Source organism: Marinomonas sp. G8-14 (assembly GCF_055808935.1).
The window spans coordinates 642,695-662,994 of sequence record NZ_CM147891.1; the positions used below are offsets into that span (position 1 = coordinate 642,695).

General features: G+C 44.2%; 17 protein-coding genes and 1 pseudogene. 12 read left to right on the forward strand and 6 right to left on the reverse strand.

The window, feature by feature from the left end:
- Nucleotides 1-179: 179 nt before the first annotated feature.
- Complete coding sequence (locus AC0L6V_RS03140) at nucleotides 180-425, forward strand: hypothetical protein (protein WP_265217358.1); 246 nt, start codon at nucleotides 180-182, stop codon at nucleotides 423-425.
- Between the two features lie 158 nt (nucleotides 426-583).
- Here AC0L6V_RS03140 and AC0L6V_RS03145 read toward each other — a convergent pair whose 3' ends face one another.
- Nucleotides 584-1,429 carry a S1 family peptidase gene (locus AC0L6V_RS03145; protein ID WP_265217359.1) on the reverse strand — a complete coding sequence of 282 codons (846 nt, stop codon included), beginning with the start codon at nucleotides 1,427-1,429 and terminating at the stop codon, nucleotides 584-586.
- Nucleotides 1,430-1,833: 404 nt separating this feature from the next.
- Nucleotides 1,834-2,790, reverse strand: a complete 957-nt coding sequence (locus AC0L6V_RS03150; protein WP_265217361.1) for a ribonuclease Z — start codon at nucleotides 2,788-2,790, stop codon at nucleotides 1,834-1,836.
- A gap of 115 nt (nucleotides 2,791-2,905) precedes the next feature.
- Between AC0L6V_RS03150 and AC0L6V_RS03155 the strand changes: the two genes are divergently transcribed.
- A complete protein-coding gene (locus AC0L6V_RS03155; RefSeq protein WP_265217362.1) occupies nucleotides 2,906-3,058 on the forward strand; it encodes a hypothetical protein in 153 nt (50 codons plus the stop codon).
- Nucleotides 3,059-3,126: 68 nt separating this feature from the next.
- Here the strand turns inward: AC0L6V_RS03155 and gloA are convergent, their stop codons facing one another.
- Both gloA and AC0L6V_RS03165 read right to left on the reverse strand, forming a co-directional pair.
- On the reverse strand, nucleotides 3,127-3,651 hold the full coding sequence (gene gloA / locus AC0L6V_RS03160; RefSeq protein ID WP_265217365.1) for a lactoylglutathione lyase: 525 nt from the start codon (nucleotides 3,649-3,651) through the stop codon (nucleotides 3,127-3,129).
- A gap of 86 nt (nucleotides 3,652-3,737) precedes the next feature.
- Entirely contained in the window at nucleotides 3,738-4,613 is an 876-nt protein-coding gene (locus tag AC0L6V_RS03165; RefSeq protein WP_265217367.1) for an MYG1 family protein, read from the reverse strand.
- A 558-nt stretch (nucleotides 4,614-5,171) separates the two neighbouring features.
- On the opposite strand from AC0L6V_RS03165, the gene AC0L6V_RS03170 reads away from it, so the two are divergent.
- On the forward strand, nucleotides 5,172-6,143 hold the full coding sequence (locus AC0L6V_RS03170; RefSeq protein WP_265217368.1) for a calcium/sodium antiporter: 972 nt from the start codon (nucleotides 5,172-5,174) through the stop codon (nucleotides 6,141-6,143).
- Nucleotides 6,144-6,186: 43 nt separating this feature from the next.
- Nucleotides 6,187-7,038, forward strand: a complete 852-nt coding sequence (locus tag AC0L6V_RS03175) for a mechanosensitive ion channel family protein (protein WP_265217369.1) — start codon at nucleotides 6,187-6,189, stop codon at nucleotides 7,036-7,038.
- 99 nt (nucleotides 7,039-7,137) lie between these two features.
- Here the strand turns inward: AC0L6V_RS03175 and AC0L6V_RS03180 are convergent, their stop codons facing one another.
- Nucleotides 7,138-10,026, reverse strand: coding sequence for a ligand-binding sensor domain-containing diguanylate cyclase (locus AC0L6V_RS03180; RefSeq protein WP_265217371.1), 2,889 nt, complete (start codon nucleotides 10,024-10,026; stop codon nucleotides 7,138-7,140).
- A gap of 443 nt (nucleotides 10,027-10,469) precedes the next feature.
- A complete protein-coding gene (locus AC0L6V_RS03185) occupies nucleotides 10,470-11,276 on the reverse strand; it encodes a M48 family metallopeptidase (RefSeq protein WP_428981152.1) in 807 nt (268 codons plus the stop codon).
- A gap of 359 nt (nucleotides 11,277-11,635) precedes the next feature.
- Here AC0L6V_RS03185 and AC0L6V_RS03190 point away from each other — a divergent pair, with 359 nt between their 5' ends.
- The 8 genes and pseudogenes from AC0L6V_RS03190 to dgcA all read left to right on the forward strand — a co-directional run bounded on the left by AC0L6V_RS03190 (nucleotide 11,636) and on the right by dgcA (nucleotide 20,292).
- Nucleotides 11,636-13,408 carry a GGDEF domain-containing protein gene (locus AC0L6V_RS03190; protein WP_418138767.1) on the forward strand — a complete coding sequence of 591 codons (1,773 nt, stop codon included), beginning with the start codon at nucleotides 11,636-11,638 and terminating at the stop codon, nucleotides 13,406-13,408.
- Between the two features lies 1 nt (nucleotide 13,409).
- Nucleotides 13,410-13,839, forward strand: a pseudogene (locus tag AC0L6V_RS03195) (GGDEF domain-containing protein).
- 189 nt (nucleotides 13,840-14,028) lie between these two features.
- Nucleotides 14,029-14,271, forward strand: a complete 243-nt coding sequence (locus AC0L6V_RS03200; RefSeq protein WP_265217376.1) for a type II toxin-antitoxin system ParD family antitoxin — start codon at nucleotides 14,029-14,031, stop codon at nucleotides 14,269-14,271.
- Entirely contained in the window at nucleotides 14,268-14,558 is a 291-nt protein-coding gene (locus AC0L6V_RS03205) for a type II toxin-antitoxin system RelE/ParE family toxin (protein ID WP_409419365.1), read from the forward strand. The genes AC0L6V_RS03200 and AC0L6V_RS03205 overlap by 4 nt, the downstream gene beginning before the upstream one ends.
- A gap of 672 nt (nucleotides 14,559-15,230) precedes the next feature.
- Nucleotides 15,231-15,926, forward strand: a complete 696-nt coding sequence (locus AC0L6V_RS03210) for a VC0807 family protein (protein WP_265217377.1) — start codon at nucleotides 15,231-15,233, stop codon at nucleotides 15,924-15,926.
- Nucleotides 15,927-16,541: 615 nt separating this feature from the next.
- A complete protein-coding gene (locus tag AC0L6V_RS03215) occupies nucleotides 16,542-17,519 on the forward strand; it encodes a dipeptidase (protein ID WP_265217378.1) in 978 nt (325 codons plus the stop codon).
- Nucleotides 17,520-17,583: 64 nt separating this feature from the next.
- Entirely contained in the window at nucleotides 17,584-18,129 is a 546-nt protein-coding gene (locus AC0L6V_RS03220) for a DUF5943 domain-containing protein (RefSeq protein ID WP_265217379.1), read from the forward strand.
- 96 nt (nucleotides 18,130-18,225) lie between these two features.
- Nucleotides 18,226-20,292 carry a dimethylglycine demethylation protein DgcA gene (gene dgcA, locus AC0L6V_RS03225; protein WP_409419366.1) on the forward strand — a complete coding sequence of 689 codons (2,067 nt, stop codon included), beginning with the start codon at nucleotides 18,226-18,228 and terminating at the stop codon, nucleotides 20,290-20,292.
- Nucleotides 20,293-20,300 lie beyond the last annotated feature (8 nt).

Sequence of the window (20,300 nt, forward strand, 5' to 3'; positions counted from 1 at the left end):
ATTAGGGAAGAAATCAACAAGACACCCACATAACCCCGACGATTCCTCTTTAGACCGTTTATTTAACTAGCACATTTCTCATGGAAGAGGGGGTTGTCATGTTAAGAGCCAGAAGTCAGTTACCACGATACGCCTTACTATCACTGTATTTTTCTTTGTAGATTCCTTTGGAGATTCCTTTGAAGAGAGTGCTTTGTGTTCGTAGGGCGTTTTTGTATGGAGAGGATCCAATTTCTGGCGAAAGCTTTGAACACCGCCGTGGCTGGGCTGAAAAGCGTTTGTTATTTTTAGCCAGTGTCTTTGCTATCGATGTTTGTGCCTATGCGGTAATGAGTAACCATCTGCATGTGGTGTTGCATATCCATGCAGAAAAGCGCGAAGTGGTCTACATTAGAGGTTTTGCAAAGGTGGCAGAAGTTACGTAAAGGCACCGTGTTTACTCAGCAATTCATGCGAGGTGAGTCATTGCCTGATTATGCTATGGCGTTGGTGGAATCGCCTGACGAAAGCCTTAGTGGCATGTAGCTATACCCATTAGGGCCTAGAGCTTTTTCTAGGCTAGAGTGGGGGAGGCTTAGATAACCTAAGGAGCGTTATATTTGTCGAACATAATAAAACCGTCGTTAATGAAAAAGTTCGAATAATTGGTATACAGCGAAGAGTTACTCCCATAGACGCCATTCTTACTGATAAATACATCGGTTGCAACGTTTGTCCCCCCATGTAGCGTGCCTAATAAATAGGCTTGGTCGAAGGGATTTTCGATGTCTTCTTCAGAGAGATCGCTAATCGAGAATAATGGCCCGCCACTGGCACCACCAAAAGTAAAAGTTTCAACAACAACGCTGTTATGGGCACCTCTTTTAAACCATTGGCGGGTTGAAATATCTGAATAGGTTAAGGTTTTTCCGTTGTAGCCTAAATCTGCATCAGAAGAGTAGCCAGCGGCGTAGACTTTTTGCGAATACAGAATCATCTCATTTGGGTCGAGTGTTAATTCTGTTTCGAGTAACAGCGGCTTTATTCGACTAAAGGGAATCTTTTTGGGAATAGACAGCAAGGCTGTGTCGTAGTCACTGTTCTCATACACTAATGAGGCGGGATATTCCAACCTTGAGCCATCCACAAGGAGATTTTTCCACACTAGCTTTACTGCCTGTTCACCAGAGGTTTGATGAAAAATACAATGGCGATTAGTCGTTAATAATCTTGATGCGCGCCCAGGAATGGTATCCGATAAACTTGCGGTACAGGTAAAATCTTTGCCGTTTTTAAAGGTGACAATAAGACGTCCAACGGCATTAAGCTGAATGGGAGAATATCCCGTGCGGATTTGACGTAGATCCGCACTGGAACGCGTTTCGTCTTCAGCGTGTGCTAGGGTAAAAAGACTCAAAGTGAAGAATAAACTGAACAACAATTGTTTCATTTCTGCTCTGGGAAAATCGACATCAAATTGAAGATGGTCAGCATTATAGCGAAGCTTCCTAACGAAGCAATCTAACTAGATTTCAAGACGGATGTTTGTCTCCGTAAACAACTAACAAGACCTCCACACACACCACGATTCCTCTCTATACCGTTTATTTAGCTAGCACATTTCTCGTGGAAGAGAGGTTTGTTAGGCCAAGAGCCAGACGTCAGCAAGTCAGTTACCACGATACGTCTTACTATCACTGTATTTTCCTTTGTAGATTCCTTTGTAGAGAGTGCTTTGTGTTCGTAGGGCGTTTTTGTGTGGAGAGGATCCAATTTCTGGCGAAAGCTTTGAACACCGCCGTGGCTGGGTTGAAAAGCGTGTGGGGATTTAAAGCCCAAGTCTGTAAATCCTCTTTAAAGCTTTTTTAATTCATTGCTTTTGTTTAGCTGATATTCATCAAGGTCGTTGGCGAGAAACAGGTTGCCCGAATAATGGGCTTTGGCTTCTTGATAAATGTCGGCGATGGAAGGGGACAGGTTCGGGTTAGCTTGGTAGCGAGGACTAAAGTGCGTTAACACTAGGTTGGGGATGCTGGCTTGCTCGGCAAAGGTCGCCACAAGCCCCGCGTAACTGTGACCGTAGCTGTTGCCTGACTTCTCAACGAGGTCTTTGGTGTAGGTGGCTTCATGAACCAGTACACTGGCTCCATGGCTTATTTGAGCCAATAGCTCTGGCTGGTCATTGTCACCTGCCACTATGATTTTTTGCGGGTTTTGATCGTAGAGCAAATAGTCTTCACAATGGATTAATTTGCCGTTTAATTTAACATCTTGCCCCTTTTGTAGCTGCCCCCAATGTGGGCCTCTGGGGATGTTGTGCCGTTCCAGTTTTTCCACATCCAAGCACGGGTTGATGTCTTTTTCGGTAAAACAATAGGCATAAGAAGGGACTCTGTGAGATAGGGCGACCGTTTCCACACGAATCTTCCTGAACTCGACAGACGGTAGCTCATCAGTACAGACAAACTCAATGTCATAGGGCAGATACAATTGTGTATGTTGCTGAGTCGCTTCCACCCATTCTCTTACACCACTTGGTGCCATAATTTTCAATGGCGCCTTGCGGCCATTCATGGCGGCGCTTGCCAATATGCCTGGCAAGCCATAACAGTGATCGCCATGAATGTGAGTGATGAAGATGGCTTGTAAGGCATTGATCGATAAATTGGTATGAAGTATCTGATGTTGCGTGCCCTCGCCACAATCGACAAGGTACCAGCCGTTGCCTCTTTCTTCGCGCACCGCGATTCCTGTTACATTGCGTGTTTTGGTGGGAACGCCTGCCGAGGTTCCAAGAAAGACAATATTCATTTTTTACCTAGATTCAAAAAACACACATCAGTCACTGCTAAGAATTGTTATCTTCTATACGCTTCCTGAGCTAAAATACAAACCTTGTTCGTACTTTACTACATGAGATTTATAAATGACCGCATTTGATACCAAAGTGGAAGAATTGATCGCTAAGCATCCTCATTTAACCAAAGATGAAGCCATCAAAATCGTCACTGAGAAAAACAAACGTAAGAAGCAGAAGAGAAATGCCAGAACCAACAAAGGTGGTGTTAACAAGGGTTAGCAGTAAAGTATATTTCAGAAAAAAGGCCCCTTTGTCATGTTTCAAAGGGGCCTTTTGCTTAATGTTACTTAACCTGCCATGCGGCTTGCATTGAATATTTCAATCCAATAACCGTCTGGGTCTTTGATGAAGGCAATGTTGTTCATCTTGCCATCACTGAGTTTTTTCTGGAATGGTACACCAAGTTCCTCAAAACGCTGGCAAGCGCCTTCTAGATCGGGCACGTGAAAACCAATGTGCCCAAACCCACGGGGATCACTGTTACCGTTGTGGTATTGCGTATTCTCTGGGGTATCGCCCCAGTTATGGGTCAGTTCTAACATAGCAGGGCGGCCAAAGGTTTGTGCTGTTCGCTCTGCATCATCAGCACTAATATCAGAAAAGTCTTCACCGTGAGTCAGAAAATACAAACTGAATTTCATCTCAGGAAAGTCGAGTTTCTTTAATAGCGTCATACCCATGACTCGGGTATAAAAATCGAGAGCGCGCACAGGGTCAGCAATGCGTAACATGGTTTGGTTGAACACAAACCCGTTTGTTGCTGGGTCTTTTTCTTCGCACAGGCCTTCAGCTTGTTCAAAATGACGACTCATATTTGTACTCCCTTGTGTTAATGAATGGTTAACACAGGAACTGGGGGCTGGCTGAGAAATTCCAACCCCCGTATGACGTTAATGGCTTAATACGCCAGTGCCATTTCAGCCATTTTCATGGTGTTTTCAAAAGACTTACAGCCAGCGATAAACAGGCCGTTATGGCAGAACATGGCATCATCTAATCCTGTTACCTCTTGCAGTTCTTTATCTGACAGTCCAGCCCATGGCGCAGGCAGTTTTTTGCGGTCTTCAAAGGAGCCAAGCTCGACGGGAACAGTTTGTATGCGCCATTCGCCTGTTTGAGAGGGGTACACCATGAACAAGGCGTCTTGCGATAATCTGAGTACCGTGGTTTTCCATGGCGTGTACTGTTCTAACACAATGACTCTTGGGTCTTGGGCTTTTTCGATGGCTTGGGCGACGATGGCTTTGGCATTTACACCACCGCTGGCTGCGGCGATGAATCGCGCTAAGATGCGTGAGGCAAAGGCAACGGCTTCATCAAAGCAGGTATCGAAATCGCTTTCTTCTTGCCATGTTGGGTTAAACATAGAGATGGTTTGACTCAGGCTAACGCCGGTTTGTACGCCTTCCACATGTCCGCAATCAATGGCATCGATAACAGAGACGAGGTTCTTGTCCAGCGCGTCTGCCACTTCTTTGTCCCCTGCGCAGATCGCTAGGCCGTATTTTTGCCAGATCAAACCGAAGGACGAAAAAGGAATGCCGTTTTCACGCGCTCCAGCACCGCCTTTTTGGTGGTGGTCAAAACGGCCTTGCTCAGCGTCGTAAATACCGCCTACGTCAACCACAATGTCGGCTTTGGCGATGGTGTCTAAGTCACGTGTGCGGATCAATTCGACCGATGGGAAAATGCTTTTCAGTGCGGCGATTGCGAATACGTCGTCAGCATGAAAGTTTCCATTGTGCGTTGCGATTACTTGAACTTGTTCGGTCATTTTACAGCCTCATTGATTGATGTCATTTCACTTAACAGCACACACGTCACTTCACAGTACATACGTACCAAGGGGCAGCATTTTACGGGGTTTTTATACTGGGTGACACCCTTCGTTTCAATTGTATTTAAGACAGGCTTGTGTACGAAACGCGTATTGTTAAGCGAGATAAATAGGAATATGATTCCTAAAACCTTAGGGGAGTAGTCTCTCAGCGTTGTCTGAGATAATCGTCAACAGTCTCCGAACAGTCGTTCGTGGCGGTTATATCCTGTTTGTTTGGATTGACAAGACCTAAGGCAAGTGTTGTTTTCGGGGTGGAGAACAATGTTTGCCTTTTGTCTCTTCCACCCCGAGGGCGCTCGTGTGTTTAATTTAACTGTTTGCCTTGCTCTGTCCTTCGTAGGAGGAGTTGGGAATGAATAATGTCAATGTTTGTGCTGTGGCTTTTTATAAAGCGACACGCCTCTGTTATTCTCATTTCATCTTGTTTGGATCGGTTCGGTCTAAACCCTCGATATTTTGCATCGTTTCTTTTTTCAAATCTGAGGTAAGGTTATGACGCTTGCTATTCTGGCTTTATTAGTCGGTTTTGTTCTATTGGTATGGAGTGCCGATCGTTTTGTGGAAGGGGCGGCGGTTACGGCAAAATACGCCGGTATGCCTTCTTTACTGATTGGTATGGTGATTGTTGGTTTTGGGACCTCGGCACCTGAAATGGTGGTGTCTGCCATGGCGGCGATGGATGGAAATCCTGATCTTGCTTTAGGTAATGCGCTGGGTTCGAATATTGTCAATACAGGGCTTATTCTGGGTGTGACGGCCCTGATTGCGCCGATTATGGTGCAATCTAATATTGTTCGAAAAGAACTTCCGTTGTTGTTGTTAATTGGTTTGGTATTTGGTTATTTGATTTGGAATGGGTCGTTGACACGTTTTGAGTCTGCGCTTTTGTTGGTTGGTTTTTTTGCTTTGGTTGGCTGGAGTATTTACTCTGCGATGAAAGGCAAAGGCGATGCACTCGAAGACGAAATGGAACAAGAGCTGGTGACTCATACTATGTCTAAATCCAGAGCCATTTTTTGGTTGGTATTTGGTCTTGTTGTGTTGATCATCAGTTCTCGAGTATTGGTGTGGGGAGCGGTGAATATTGCCCAAGCGTTTGGGGTGAGCGATTTGATTATCGGCTTGACCATTGTGGCATTGGGAACCTCGTTACCAGAATTGGCGGCGTCTATTATTGCGGTTAGAAAGGGCGAGCATGATATTGCCATTGGTAACGTGGTGGGATCGAATATGTTTAACATACTTGCCGTCATAGGGATTGCGGGGAGTATTTCGCCGATGACAAATTTGTCTGCCGAGGTGTTGTCTCGGGATTGGCTGGTGATGATGGGAATGACGGTGATGTTGCTGGTTATGGCATATGGTTTCCGCCGGGCGGGTCGTATCAATCGATTTGAAGGTGCGGGTCTGCTGCTGGCGTTTGTGGCTTATAACATTTGGTTGGTTTCCTCTGTTATTGTGTAATTTAATACTGTATTGGTTAGGATAAAACGAAGAAGAGATGCTTATGCAAGAGACACTGATTCAATTTTGGCAAAATCATTCGGATACGATTATTTCACTTTGTTATAACTTAGTATTAGCTGTCGTGATATTCACTGCCAGTTCGTTCATCGCAAGAGCGGTACGAAAGGCGATATTGAATGCCAATTCTAAGCTAAATAAATTAGACGCGACTTTAATACCAATTTTTTCAACCGTTGCCAGTTATGCGGTGTATATTATTGGTGGTGTGTTTATTTTAGACATTTTTGGGGTCAATACTGCCAGTCTTATTGCGTTAGTTGGTGCGGCCGGTCTGGCAATCGGGTTGGCGTTAAAAGACACGTTAAGCAATATCGCTGCGGGTATTATGCTGCTGATATTGCGTCCATTTAAGGCGGGTGATTTTATTGAGTTTGGCTCAACGCAAGGTACGGTAAAAGAAATCAATTTGTTTACCTGCGTGTTTGAAACGGTTGATGGCTTATATATTGCTTCGCCTAATAGTGTTTTGTGGGGCGGCAGTATTAAAAACTTCACCCGAAATGGTAAGCGACGAATGGATATTGTTGTCGGAATATCGTATTCAGATTCCATCGATGTTGGGTTGTCTGTACTGCAAAAAATCATCGCAAGTGAATCACGATTGTTATCAGATCCCGCGCCGCAGACTATGGTGGTGTCTATGATGGACAGTTCGGTAAACCTTCAGCTTAGAGCGTGGGCAAAAAACGAAGATTATTGGCCAGCCTACTGGGATTTAAATAAACGTGTGAAAGAATCCATCGAAGAGGCGGGTTTAACTATCCCGTTCCCTCAGCGTACTTTGCATCTGGTTACTGAACAAAGTATGCCAGTATTGAAAGAAAAGCCTTAATAAGATTTGGCTGTCTATGTGCATGTTTAGCTGCTTTTAGGGCAGCTAAACATGGCTTGAGCTAACACTCTTCTGAGTAATCCTTCTTCTGAGTAGTCATTACGACCACATTTCTACTCGGTTTCTTCCTTGTTCCTTGGCTTTGTATAGAGCTTGGTCTGCCAGTTTAAGTAGGTCCTGATAGTTCTCTACTTGATGAGAAAACGCGACGCCCATACTGACGGTCATGGTGAGGTTCGTAGCGATATCGAGATAGTTATACGTTTCTATGCGATGGCGTAATGCTTCACAGTAAGCCATTACGTCGGTGTCATCCATGCCTTTTATCATTAAGGTGAATTCTTCACCGCCCCAGCGAGCGGCATGTACCTGATGATTGATTAGTGCTTCTAGCTGTTTAGCAAGTGCTTGGATGGCCCTATCACCAGTGAGGTGCGAATACTGGTCGTTGATCCTTTTAAAGTAGTCGATATCCATGATCACCAAAGCGAGGGGCGTGTTCTGTTGCTTGGCTTCCACGAACTTCTCACTAAGCCATTGATCAAAAGCACGTCGATTAGGTAATCCGGTCAGTTGATCTTCATTGGCTTGACGCTGGAAGTCTTCTGATTGTTGACGCAGAGCATAGGTTTGTGATTCTACAAGGGCTTTTAAACGTACTTCACTTTGTCTTAAACGCTGCAAGCGCCAACGAAGTCCGCCAGCTAAGAGTATTAGGGTGAACAGTGCACAGGCAATTTGTACGTCGAGTCGTTGCCAGACATAGGGTAAGATTTGGAATTCGTAAATATCTTCAGCATTTTGCCAGTCACTGTATGGATAACGTGCACTGACTAAAAATTGATAGTGACCAGGTTCTAGGTTGGTGTATTCGGCAATGGTATTTTTCCCTCTGGTGGCCCAGTTTTTTTCAAAGCCGACGAGGCGAGTGCGGTATTCTATGCGCGACGACATAACATAGCCCAAGCCAGCATAATCAAAGAGTACTCGGTTGGTGCCAGCTGGCAGGACGTGTTTTTTGTTGACTGGCAAGGCGTGTCCATCAGCCGACATGGATTCAATCACCAGAGGCAAGCGGGCAGTATTTTTTTGTAGCACACGGGAACTGTTGACCATGGCAACGCCTTTGGCGGTGGCAAACCATAATCGACCATCTGCCATTGCAATAGCGGCTGGGTTGGAGCCTCCGTTTGCTTGGGCACTGGCCATGCCATCGCTTTCGGTAAAATGTTCGAACTCAAGATGTTGTTGGCGACCATCGGCAACAGCATGGGCGGCTTGGTAACTTATTTGCCAAATGCCACGATTACTGGTTAACCACAAACTGTTTGAACCATCATAAATAACTTGGAAGAGCTTATCGATGGGTAATCCGGCATGACGGCCGACTAAGCCTAACTGACCATCTTTTTGACGATAACGCACTAAGCCACGATCTGTCGCTATCCAAACATAGCCACTTTCCATCCAGAAACCAAAGGCATACTCGGCATCTTCCATGGTGTTGATGGGAATATTTTCAAATCCATCTGTCGTCAATTTTGCCGCGCCAACCCCAGTTCCGACCCAGAGTTGCCCGCGATCGTCCTCGGCCAGCGCCATAATATAATTATCAGGTAGGCCATTCTCACGGGTGAATATTTGTTGTTGTCCTGTTAGATCTTGTCTGACCAATCCGTTTGTGGTGCCAATCCATACGTTACCGTGGTGGTCTTCTAATACGGCTCTTACTTCGTCGCTGGGTAAGCCGTTTTGTTGATTAAGATAAGGAGAGAGCTGGTTGTCTTGCCAAAGCATTAAGCCATTCAGATAAGTACCGACCCATGCGCCACCTTGTCGGCGTTTACCAAGGCTAAGCACAGAAATAGAAGCACCTGCATTCAGTCTTGCATTGTGTGCGGTGTTGTCTTCAATGATGCTCAGTCCTTCGCTAGAGCCGACTAATATGATATTAGGGCTTATTTCAAGGATACTGCGGACATAGTCACCCACGAGCCTGCGTTCTTTTGTCCAGGTCGTAAATGGCGCTTTGCGTAAACGCATTAAACCACCGTTCGTCCCAACCCAAATACTGCCTTCTAAATCTTGTAGTATTGATAAAACACGATTATTCGGCAGGCCAGATTTCACATTTAAGGTTTCAATAAATTGTTTATTTAATCTTAGTAGGCCTTTATTCATGGTGCCTAACCAGAGATTATTTTCATTGTCCTCCATTAAGGAAGTAATACTTTCACCGGCTAAACTTGGGTGTAATAAATACGCTTGGTTGTTTTCTAGTACATAAGCCCCTCGGCTGGTTGCAATGATTAGACGGTTATCTTGGGTTTCTAAAAGGGCATATACTCGTAACTCAGGCAAACCATATTGTGTTAATAGCTCTTTTTTATCTGGTCCATTTAAGTGAAATAAACCTTTATCTGTTGCAGCAAAAATCCGACCTTGGCTATCTTCCATTAATCGATAAGCACTGATATTTGGCAGTAGCCAAATATCATCTTCGGTATAGGTCGTCGCTGTTGATTTTGCGCGATAAAAAACGCCCAAACCTTCTGTGGCCAGCCAAAGATTGCCGGCTTTGTCTTTGAGTAAATGATTCACCATGCTACGGGCTACCGATTGCGGCTGCCACTGATTATCTTTGCGATAGGTTACACTTCCTCTGGCTCCTGCAACCCATAAACCATTTTGATCATCCGATACTAATGCTCGCGTACCAGAGTCTATGATGCCAGTTTGGGCGGAGCGTTCATAAAAGCGAAAATCACGACCGTTATAACGTGCAACACCTTCCCAAGTGGCGAACCATAAATATCCGTCGGAGGTCTGTTCTATGGCATTGATACTGTTGTGTGGTAGGCCGTCTTGGGTAGACCAAGTGTCAGTGAAGTAATCGGCAAGAGGGGTTGTCGCATGAGCAATATTTGCAGAGCACATTAACACCATTGTTAACCACCATGGCAGTGCTTTTTGCAGACTAGCGTGCATTTCTTTTTTCCCTCTTGCTTATACGCGTTAGTAACATTGTTTCTTTGAACTGTTAGGATTCTAAAACGACGTCAAATTTATAGCGTTTTGTCTTGTGTATTTTTAATATGGAATAAGCATCAAAACGGCATGACACAAAGGTTTACAGATAGGCTGGATGGTATCATGAAGAATTTACAAAAAATGTTTCTAAATGTTACTGAACATTCAGTATAAATTATACGTGGTGCTGAGAGTTCGTCTTAAATCTATTGAGGGGAAGTGTTTATATATAGGTGAGCACTCAATAAAGAGTGTCTCCTTAATATTAACTTAATGAAAATTGTTGCGCGCAGTAGTAGATGACAACCTTGTCTGAAAATATAGTTTGTAAAAAGACAACGGAGACAAGCCAAAAATGCATTTTGGCGGTTAGCTTGTCTCAGCTGAGTTTTAATTAATGATTAGTAGCATTTTGCTTGTTTGTTTTGTTCAACAAGAGGTTCATAAATAGCAAGATTTTTTGGTAAATTGGCTTCTAAATCTTTGATACGAGTCGTGTTAGCTGGATGCGTGGACAGCAACTCTGGTGTTTTGCTCTCTCCACCGGCACTCATGTTACGCCACAATGCAACGCTTTCTCTAGGGTCAAAGCCAGCTTTGGCCATGTATTCTAAACCCAGTAAATCGGCTTCTGACTCATGAGCACGGCTGAAAGGTAAGATAATCCCGACTTGTGCACCAATGCCCAATGCCTGAAAAATGGCGATTTTTTCTGGCGTTTCCTCACCGCTTAATTGATAACCCAATGACAGCGCTTGGCTTGTTGCCAACTGAGTCGAGACCCTTTCATTACCGTGTCTTGCTATCACATGGGCCAATTCATGGCCCAAGACAGCGGCTAATTGAGATTGGTTTTCGGCGACCTTTAAAAGGCCTGTATAAACACCCACTTTATAACCTGGCAAGGCAAAGGCGTTTACTTGTTCATCATCAAATAAGACAATTTCCCAAGCTTGGTTGCGATATTTTTCTGGTAATACTGCGATCAAGGTGTCCGCCACACATTGTACTTGTTTGCCTAGTTGGGGGTTTGATGAGGTAGGAATCTCCTTCTTCATTTCGGTAAAAGACTGAACCCCCATTTCATCCATCTGACTGTCGGGCAACACGGCAAATTGCTTTCGTCCTGTTGGCGACGAACTGCAACCCACCATCACAACAAGCGCCGCTGCCAGCGCCGCTTTAAAAGAAACCTTCATAAACATCATCGTAAAACCGCCTTGAAAAAACTGCATGGACTGTTGGAAATAACCGCTATTATAGAGAAGGGCTTTCGTTAGAAGCAAATGTAGATAAGCTCGTTTGTCAGAGGCTTTGTCAGAGCTAGGGAAAACATTCGTCAACATTATGTAGGATCAAACATTTTGACTCTGAGCTGCTTTATAAATTGATCTAGTGTTTCGTTCAAACTTGTCCCTAAAATCGTAAACGATTCTTTACAATGCTAATATCGACTTTAAGTTAGGATAGTGGAGAATATTTTTTTAATGCAAGGAAAGCGACTAAAGTATTGAGATGCATATGATGCATTTCGTTTCGTTAATTTACACTTTGGTTGAGTAATATTTTGAAGCAATTACAGACTGCATGTTTTTATTTCATTTCGTTGTTTTTTGCTACCGCATTATTATGCTCGTCGGCAAATGTATCTGCGCAGGCTGTGAATCTAGATGATGGTTGGGAATATGCATGGGGTGACTCTGCGTTTAATTCTGATGGTGTTCCCTTATGGACTCAACAAAATAGCCTGGCTGATTGGCACTCCATTGCTTTTCCGGCCGATCCACCTGCTCGTGGTGGACATAATATTATTTGGTTTCGTATAACACTTCCGCAACATGTTTATAGAGATCCTGTATTTTACGCATCCAGTATTGATTTATTGGCTGAAGTGTATTTGGATGGTGAGCTTATTTATAAACATGGTCAGTTAGATCAGAATGGCGTAGGAGAATTTGCTGGTTGGCCTTGGCATATGATTACTTTGCCTGAGGATTTTTCGGGTAAAACACTCTATTTTCGAGTCTATTCAGATTATATTAATATTGGTTTTTGGGGAGAGTTAAAGCTCACCGAGCGAGTTGATGCTCTCTCACAAGTTATTGAAGAATCATTACAGGGTTTTATTGTCGCTGGTGTGACGATATTTATTGCTTTTATGGCAGTTGTTTTTGTCATGTTAAAAGGTCAGCGGCGCCAATTTCTGAATGTATGTCTCTTTTCTCTTGCGGCAGCGGGGTTAGTATTGGGAGACATCCCCGCCATGAAGCTTATCTGGGATCAACCTTTACTGTGGAATTATATTGGTGCGTATGCGTATTTTTTACTGCCGATTCCTATGTTTATGTTGTTGGCTGAGTGGTTGTCAGACGCCGGTTTAGAGGTTCGTCATTTTCATTGGTTATGGCGCGCTCATGTTCTGTTTTTGTTGGTGGCCGCAATTGGAAGTGTGTTTGGCCTTATTCACCTTACCCAACTTTATCCAGTATTCGATGGCATGTTTATCGTGACTTCACTCTTGTTGGTCGTCTCTGTTTTATTGGTGTTTAACCGTGTTCGGTTCGAGCAAAAACTGCTTATCCTGGCTTACTTTGGTTTTTGCGCTGTCATGATGCTTGATATGGCGGTTGCCCATAATTGGATCTCGTGGAGCTCTGTTCCTGTTTCCAGTGGTGCGCTGCTATTTTCTATTGCGATCATTGGCTTATCTTTTAACCATTATCTATCGACTCAGCGTCGATTAGAGGAGCTGAATATCTCATTAGAGTCTAAAGTCAATGAGCGTACTGAGCAGCTTAGTATTATGGTAAAGCAAGAAGCACTTCGCGCTAATGGGCTGTTGTTTCAACAGGAAAAAAATGAAATTGTCAGTGATGTCATCGTCGAGCTGGAAAGCTGTCATACATTACAAATGGGAATTGAAAAGATAGCGAGTAGCATCGAAGCACTTTGCATGCCTTTTGCTGGTGTATTTAGTATAGCGAGTACCGATGGCTGGCAAAAAGCCCACAGCTGGGGGCAGAAAATGAACACATCTCTTCCTGATAATGCGGAGCTGATCAAGCTTAAGTTTAATAACGAGCAGGGCGTTTTTCCATTTAGATTCGTTAATCAGCAAGGTTCTGTTTGTTATGTTGCACTACTGCAAGTTCAGGCAACAGAAGCGCTCAATGGTTATCCCGTTGCTCACTTTATGAAATTGCTAAAGCGAGCCATCGAAAAAATAAACATTACCTTAGCAAATATAGCCTTACGTGAGGAACTGCAACGCTTTTCTTATGAAGATGAGGCTCACTGGATTAAAAAACCGACGCTTTTTCTCCGAAGTTATGGAATGTGAAATGGCAGCGGCTGAACAAAATCAAGAAGCGTTATCCCTCCTGATTTGTGATATCGATTACTTTAAAAAATTCAACGACACCTATGGTCACCCTGCCGGTGATGAAGCGCTGAAAACCCTTGCTAGCTTATTGAGCCACTTTTTCGATGAAGACAATATTGTTTGTCGTTTGGGGGGAGGAGTTTGTCGTTGTCATGCCGAGAGTCAGAAGTGAGGCCTGCCTACGCAAGGCTGAGCAATTAAGAGCTGCTGTTGAAAAAACTCAAATAGAATATGAAGGAAATTTGCTCGAAAATATCACCATATCCATCGGCATCTCAAGCTGGCCCGAACTGATTGAAGACCCGCGACAACTATTCCAACAAACAGACGCCGCCTTGTATCAAGCCAAAGAGAGTGGCCGCAACTGCATTCGGGTGACGGAAAAGTAGTTCAATAACATCATGACCAGCGAAACCAGATAGGCCGCCAAGCAATTGGCGGCCTTTTTCGTTATTGGGTTTGTTAAACGCTGGAGTAGTATCGAAGTGTTTGTGCCACATCTACGTTTAATCATGATTTTGACTTACTACACTCTCTGTACCAAAATGTAATAAATATTGGTATGAAAGGAGAAAAGAATGCCTAAAAATACAAGCATTAGTTTAGGTAGTCATTTTGATCAGTTTATTGCACAGCAAATAGCAGATGGGCGATATGCCTCCGCTAGCGAAGTCATCCGTGCAGGATTGCGTAAACTTGAAGATGATGATCAAAAACTTAAAACACTGCAAAGTTTAATACAAGAAGGTATTGCTAGTGGCACTGCCGAATACAGCTATGAAGGCTTGATGAAAGAACTTGATGACGAATTGGGTAAATGAATTTGTTTACTCTGTCGAAGTCGGCACGTGCCGACTTAAAGCAAATAGCTACCTATACACAGAAAGTATGGGGTTCAGGCAAGCGTAGAACTTACATCAAAGAATTAGATTCAGCGATGCTTTTTTTAGCTGAGAATCCTATATCAGGAGTGCAATGTGACTACGTAGCCTCAGGCTTACGGAAACATCGACATGAAAGTCATACTATATTTTATGAAATTCAAAGAGACTCAATCTTTATTGTTCGGGTACTTCATAAAAGTATGGACGTAGAATCGAAGTTTTGAAGTTGTCGGCTGATTAACAGTAAGTACATTCAATTCAAGTGGAATGAGATGTCTATGGAGAGTACGCTGGTGAGTGGTCAACAAATAAATGAGCACATGAAAGCTTTGCTTTCAGCGGCGTTATTTATTTCAGAAAAGAGGTCGTCCCTCCCTAATTGTGGCCTATGATTAGCTACGAAGAAGCTACTTCGACGCAATCCCGATTGCGCGACCCTATGGAGTTTCTGAGTCAGTGTTTGAAGATCTATCTCTCAACCAATAAACAATCCATGCCTTACGGTTTAAATCGTCTTGCTAAAGGTTGCGTAAACAAAGCAAATGAGACGTTTGGGCGACAGCCCGATAAAAGATTTTTTGCTTTTCTTTTAAGGGAACGTTTTGCATCGTTTGGCAAAAGTTACACGCCCAGCTTTCCCTGAATTAAATAGCGGAATAAAGGTCGGGAATACAAAGCATTCGAATGGAACTCAAAGAAGAGATTAACCCCTCCCTAACCCTCCCCTTGGAAGAAAAAGGGGAGGGAACCATTGGTTCTGAGGTTGACGAGATCGGGATGACATCCACAAATCTTCGGCACTTCTGCCAAAAATCACTGTCTATTCACTTCCATGCGAATTTTTCCTTTATGATAGTCGCCATTAGAATTTGAATTTAAGTTGGAATCCGAAATTTATGAGCAGCACTCCTGAACACAAACCACGTCCGATGGTTGATCTTATAGTTAGTGTCATTTTGCCATCGGTCATTTTGATGAAGTTAAGTGGCGAAGATAAGTTAGGTACGACCGGTGGTTTGATTACAGCGCTGGCGTTTCCTTTGGGCTGGGGGATTTACGAGCTTATTAAGTACCGCAAGTTTAACTTTATTGCTTTGTTGGGTTTGGTGAGTGTATTGCTGACGGGCAGCATTGGTTTGTTTGAGTTAGACAATAAGTGGTTGGCGATTAAAGAAGCGGCGATTCCTGCGATCATTGGCATTGCGGTGTTGATTTCGACTTTTACGCCTTATCCTTTGGTGCGTGCTATGTTTTTCAATGCCGCTATCATGGACGTGGATAAGATCAAGCAAAAGCTGGAAGAGAACAACAGCACAGAAATGTTCGAAAAACGTCTGATGAAAGCCACGTACTTTATTGCCGGTTCATTCGCTTTTTCCGCGACCATGAATTACATCTTGGCAAAATGGATAGTGACCAGTCCAGCGGGAACCGAAGCCTTTAATGAAGAGTTAGGGCAGATGACGTTATACAGTTACCCAATGATTGCCATTCCATCGATGATCATGCTGATGGCGATTTTTTATTACCTATGGCGCAGCATCCAAAAAGCCACTGGTTTGACGCTTGAAGAGCTGATCGTTAAGAAATAACCCCGTCCCTAAGGTTGGGGTCAGAGCTTTTTTTGACCCCTTGGTCTCTTAGTCTACGTTGTCGGGCTAAAGCCGCGACCTACAAAAACCACTACAAATCAATCACTTGTAGGTCGGTATTTATGCCGACAAAAAATTTAAACACAACAAATTACGTCTTGTTGGGCTTAGTGATTGGTAAACGTTACCATCTGCGCTTGAAATCCCGATGACGTTAGTTCGACGCGTCATTTTGTTAGAGAGTTGATTGCGCGACTTTATGGCGTTTCAGAGTCAGTTAAAAATACCCTTCCTCATCACACCAAAAATAATCTATGCCTTACGATATAACGAGCGTAGGTAACAATTATGTGCCTCTGAAGAAAATCAGGCATTAAAGATCTTAAAGCGAATTTTTGGTTACTTTTTGGGCGCTAGCAAAAAGTTACACGCCCAGCAAGGGCGGAATAAAACTCGAAGTACTACGGAGCTGAGCTTGTTTTCTTTCTTGACGAAGCAAAAGAGAGAAAGTCGCTTTTAGTCTACCTCTAGTCGTTTCCAGCCACCTCCCACCCGTAGCGAAAAATTACACTGAGTTCATTGATATTTTACCCATGTGATAGGTAAGGAAAAACAATGAACGCAGCAGAGCTACACGACAAGTCCATTATTATTGACGGTTTGATTTGTGCGAAGTGGAATCGCGAGTTATTTGAAGACATGGCGAAGGGTAAGCTGACGGCGGCGAATTGCACGGTGTCGTTTTGGGAAAACTTCGAAGGTACGGTTCGTAATATTGTAGAAATGAATCAGTTGATCGAAGCCAATAGCGATTTGTTGCTTAAGGTTTACACCACCAAAGACATTCAGCGCGCTAAAGACGAAGGCAAAACCGGTGTGATGATGGGCTTTCAAAATGCCCATGCGTTTGAAGATCAAATTGGTTATGTTCAGATTTTTAAAGACCTTGGCGTCGGCATAGTACAAATGTGCTACAACACGCAAAACTTGGTCGGCACAGGTTGTTACGAGCGCGACGGTGGTTTGTCTGGTTATGGCCGTGAAATCGTAGCAGAGATGAACCGTGTGGGTATGTTGTGTGACTTGTCGCACGTAGGCCCTAACACAGCCAAAGAAGTCATCATCGAATCCAAAAAGCCTGTCGCGTACTCTCATTGTTTGCCCTCAGGTCTTAAAGAACACCCACGTAACCGTACTGACGAAGAACTGAAATTCATCGCTGATAATGGCGGCTTTGTGGGTGTCACCATGTTCGCTCCTTTCTTAAAAGCCGGCATCAATGCCACCATCGATGATTATGTTGAAGCCATTCAGTACATCTACAACATTGTGGGTGAAGATGCGATCGGTATCGGTACAGACTTTACTCAAGGTCATGGTTACGACTTCTTTGAATATCTTACTCACGACAAAGGTTACGCACGCCGTCTAACGCGCTTTGGCGAGATTATTAACCCACTGGGTATGCGCACCGTTGGGGACTTTCCGAACTTGACTGAGGCGTTGTTGAAGCACGGTTTTAGTGAGCGTCAGGTGGTGAAAATTATGGGTGAAAACTGGGTAAACCTTCTGCATGAAGTTTGGGGTGAGTAAAGCTACTGCGCTCGTAACGCTTTACAGTATTTGATCTTAACGAAAAGAATTTAAGGAATTAGATATGAGTTCTCACGCTCCAGAAATGCCAATTTTAGTGGATGACGAAACCGGTGTTTGGACAACCGATGCGTTGCCTATGCTGTACGTACCACGCCACTTTTTTGTCAACAATCACATGGGGATTGAAGATGAAATCGGTGCCGAGCGTTACGCAGAAATCTTATACAAAGCGGGTTACAAGTCCGCTTATTTCTGGTGTGAACAAGAATCTGAATGCCATGGAATTTATGGCGAAGAGATTTGGCATCACTATTTGAAGCGATTGTCTCAGCGTGGCTGGGGATTTTTCATTACCGAAGAGTTAGACATTGAGAAGGGCACAGCCAAAGTGCGTTTAGAAAACTCGGCCTTTGTTTATCACTACGAGAAAATCCACGGTAAGAAAGTTAACCGCAAGGTGGACTACATGTTTACGGGATGGTTTGCCGGTGCGTTGGATCAGATCTTAGAAAGTAAAGGTTTGGCGACTCGAACGAAAGCCATTCAAACCCAGAGTGCAGCCGAGGAAGGCTGTGATGTAGGGTATTTCCAAGTTTCTCCACTTTAGTTTTTTTATCAGAACGTAAATGCGTGGGGTCATCACGGGCAGGTGATGACCACAACAGAATTTAGTTAAACCTCGTTTCCAAGAAGGCAGGATGTTATGTCCCAGTATGATGCGTTGTTCGAACCACTTAACATTAATAAATTAACCATTCGCAATCGTATTGTCAGTACGGCTCATGCTGAGGTTTATGCGACTGACGGCGGTATGACAACCGATCGTTATGTTAAGTATTACGAAGAAAAAGCCAAAGGTGGCTGTGGCTTGTGTATTTGTGGTGGCTCGAGTGTGGTTTCTATCGATAGCCCACAAAGCTGGTGGAGCTCTGTTAATTTATCGACAGATCGCATTATCCCACACTTTCAAAATCTTGCGGATGCGGTGCATAAGCACGGCGGCAAGATCATGATTCAAATTACTCACATGGGACGCCGCTCCCGTTGGGATGGTGAAAATTGGCCAAACTTGATGTCGCCCTCTGGTATTCGTGAGCCTGTTCACCGTGCTACGTGTAAGACCATTGAAGTTGAAGAAATGTGGCGCATTATTGGGGATTTCGCTCAAGCGGCACGTCGTGCCAAAGAAGGTGGACTAGACGGTGTTGAGTTGTCCGCAGTACACCAACACATGATTGACCAATTTTGGTCACCACGCGTGAATAAACGTACCGATGAATGGGGTGGTACATTTGAAGGTCGCATGAAGTTCGGTATGGAAGTACTAAAAGCGGTGCGTGCGGAAGTGGGGCCGGACTTTGTGGTGGGGATGCGAATTACAGGGGACGAGTTTCATCCAGATGGCTTAAACCATGAAGAAATGAAAAAAATCGCGCAATATTATGATGCTACTGGCATGGTGGATTATTTTGGTGTCGTTGGATCAGGCTGTGACACACACAATACTTTGGCGAACGTTATTCCAAACATGAGTTATCCGCCAGAGCCTTTCTTGTATTTGGCGGCAGGTATCAAAGAAGTGGTGAATGTGCCTGTCATTCATGCACAAAACATCAAAGATCCAAACCAAGCGAAGCGTATTATCGAAGCTGGCTATGTGGACTTTGTCGGTATGACACGTGCACACATCGCCGATCCTCACTTTATTGCCAAGATCAAAATGGATCAGGTGGATCAAATTCGTCAATGTGTTGGCGCCAACTACTGTATTGACCGTCAGTATCAAGGTTTAGACGTATTGTGTATCCAAAATACAGCAACTTCCCGTGAATACATGGGATTGCCTCATATCATTGAAAAAACATCAGGCGTCATTCGTAACGTGGTTGTGGTTGGCGGTGGCCCTGGTGGATTGGAAGCGGCTCGTGTCGCGGCTGAGCGTGGTCATAAAGTGACCTTGATTGATAAGGCCGATGAGCTGGGTGGGCAATTAGTGTTTGCGGCGAAAGCGCCACAGCGTGACCAAATTGCGGGTATTACTCGTTGGTTGGTGATGGAAGTAGAGCGTTTAGGGGTTGACGTTCGTTTAGGAACGGCTGCGGACGAAGCCTTGATTAAAGAGCTGAATCCAGATGTCTGTATTTTGGCAACGGGCGGCCGTCCATTCTTAGAGCAAAATCCAGAGTGGGGCGCAGCAGAAGGGTTGGTTGTCTCTACGTGGGATATTCTTAGCGGCAAAGTTGAGCCAGCTAAAAATGTACTGGTTTACGACACCATTTGTGAGTTCTCTGGTATGTCGGCTGCCGACTATTTGGCGTCGAAAGGTTCTTTGGTGGAGTTAGTAACAGACGACATCAAACCGGGTGTGGGTATCGGCGGTACGACTTTCCCAACTTACTATCGTTCGCTTTATGAAAAAGAAGTCATCATGACATCGGATATGTTGCTCGACAAAGTGTACCGTGAGGGCGACAAGCTGGTGGCTGTTTTGGAAAACGAATACACCGCGCAAAAAGAAGAGCGTGTGGTGGATCAGATCGTGGTTGAAAACGGTACACGTCCTAATGAAGACTTGTATTACGCCTTGAAAGCCAGTTCGCGTAATAAAGGTCAGATTGATAACGAAGCGCTGTTCGATGTGAAACCTCAACCTGTTCTTAAAGATCAGAATGGCGAAGGCATGATCTTATGGCGTTTAGGAGACTGTGTGTCTCAGCGAAATGTCCATGCGGCGATGTATGATGCTTTGCGTCTATGTAAAGACCTCTAATCCAATAA

Coding starts and splice junctions, on each gene's coding strand:
- AC0L6V_RS03145 (WP_265217359.1), bottom strand. CDS start 1,429: ATGAAACAATTGTTGTTCAGTTTATTCTTCACTTTGAGTCTTTTTACC.
- AC0L6V_RS03150 (WP_265217361.1), bottom strand. CDS start 2,790: ATGAATATTGTCTTTCTTGGAACCTCGGCAGGCGTTCCCACCAAAACA.
- AC0L6V_RS03155 (WP_265217362.1), top strand. CDS start 2,906: ATGACCGCATTTGATACCAAAGTGGAAGAATTGATCGCTAAGCATCCT.
- gloA (WP_265217365.1), bottom strand. CDS start 3,651: ATGAGTCGTCATTTTGAACAAGCTGAAGGCCTGTGCGAAGAAAAAGAC.
- AC0L6V_RS03165 (WP_265217367.1), bottom strand. CDS start 4,613: ATGACCGAACAAGTTCAAGTAATCGCAACGCACAATGGAAACTTTCAT.
- AC0L6V_RS03170 (WP_265217368.1), top strand. CDS start 5,172: ATGACGCTTGCTATTCTGGCTTTATTAGTCGGTTTTGTTCTATTGGTA.
- AC0L6V_RS03175 (WP_265217369.1), top strand. CDS start 6,187: ATGCAAGAGACACTGATTCAATTTTGGCAAAATCATTCGGATACGATT.
- AC0L6V_RS03180 (WP_265217371.1), bottom strand. CDS start 10,026: ATGCACGCTAGTCTGCAAAAAGCACTGCCATGGTGGTTAACAATGGTG.
- AC0L6V_RS03185 (WP_428981152.1), bottom strand. CDS start 11,276: ATGATGTTTATGAAGGTTTCTTTTAAAGCGGCGCTGGCAGCGGCGCTT.
- AC0L6V_RS03200 (WP_265217376.1), top strand. CDS start 14,029: ATGCCTAAAAATACAAGCATTAGTTTAGGTAGTCATTTTGATCAGTTT.
- AC0L6V_RS03205 (WP_409419365.1), top strand. CDS start 14,268: ATGAATTTGTTTACTCTGTCGAAGTCGGCACGTGCCGACTTAAAGCAA.
- AC0L6V_RS03210 (WP_265217377.1), top strand. CDS start 15,231: ATGAGCAGCACTCCTGAACACAAACCACGTCCGATGGTTGATCTTATA.
- AC0L6V_RS03215 (WP_265217378.1), top strand. CDS start 16,542: ATGAACGCAGCAGAGCTACACGACAAGTCCATTATTATTGACGGTTTG.
- AC0L6V_RS03220 (WP_265217379.1), top strand. CDS start 17,584: ATGAGTTCTCACGCTCCAGAAATGCCAATTTTAGTGGATGACGAAACC.
- dgcA (WP_409419366.1), top strand. CDS start 18,226: ATGTCCCAGTATGATGCGTTGTTCGAACCACTTAACATTAATAAATTA.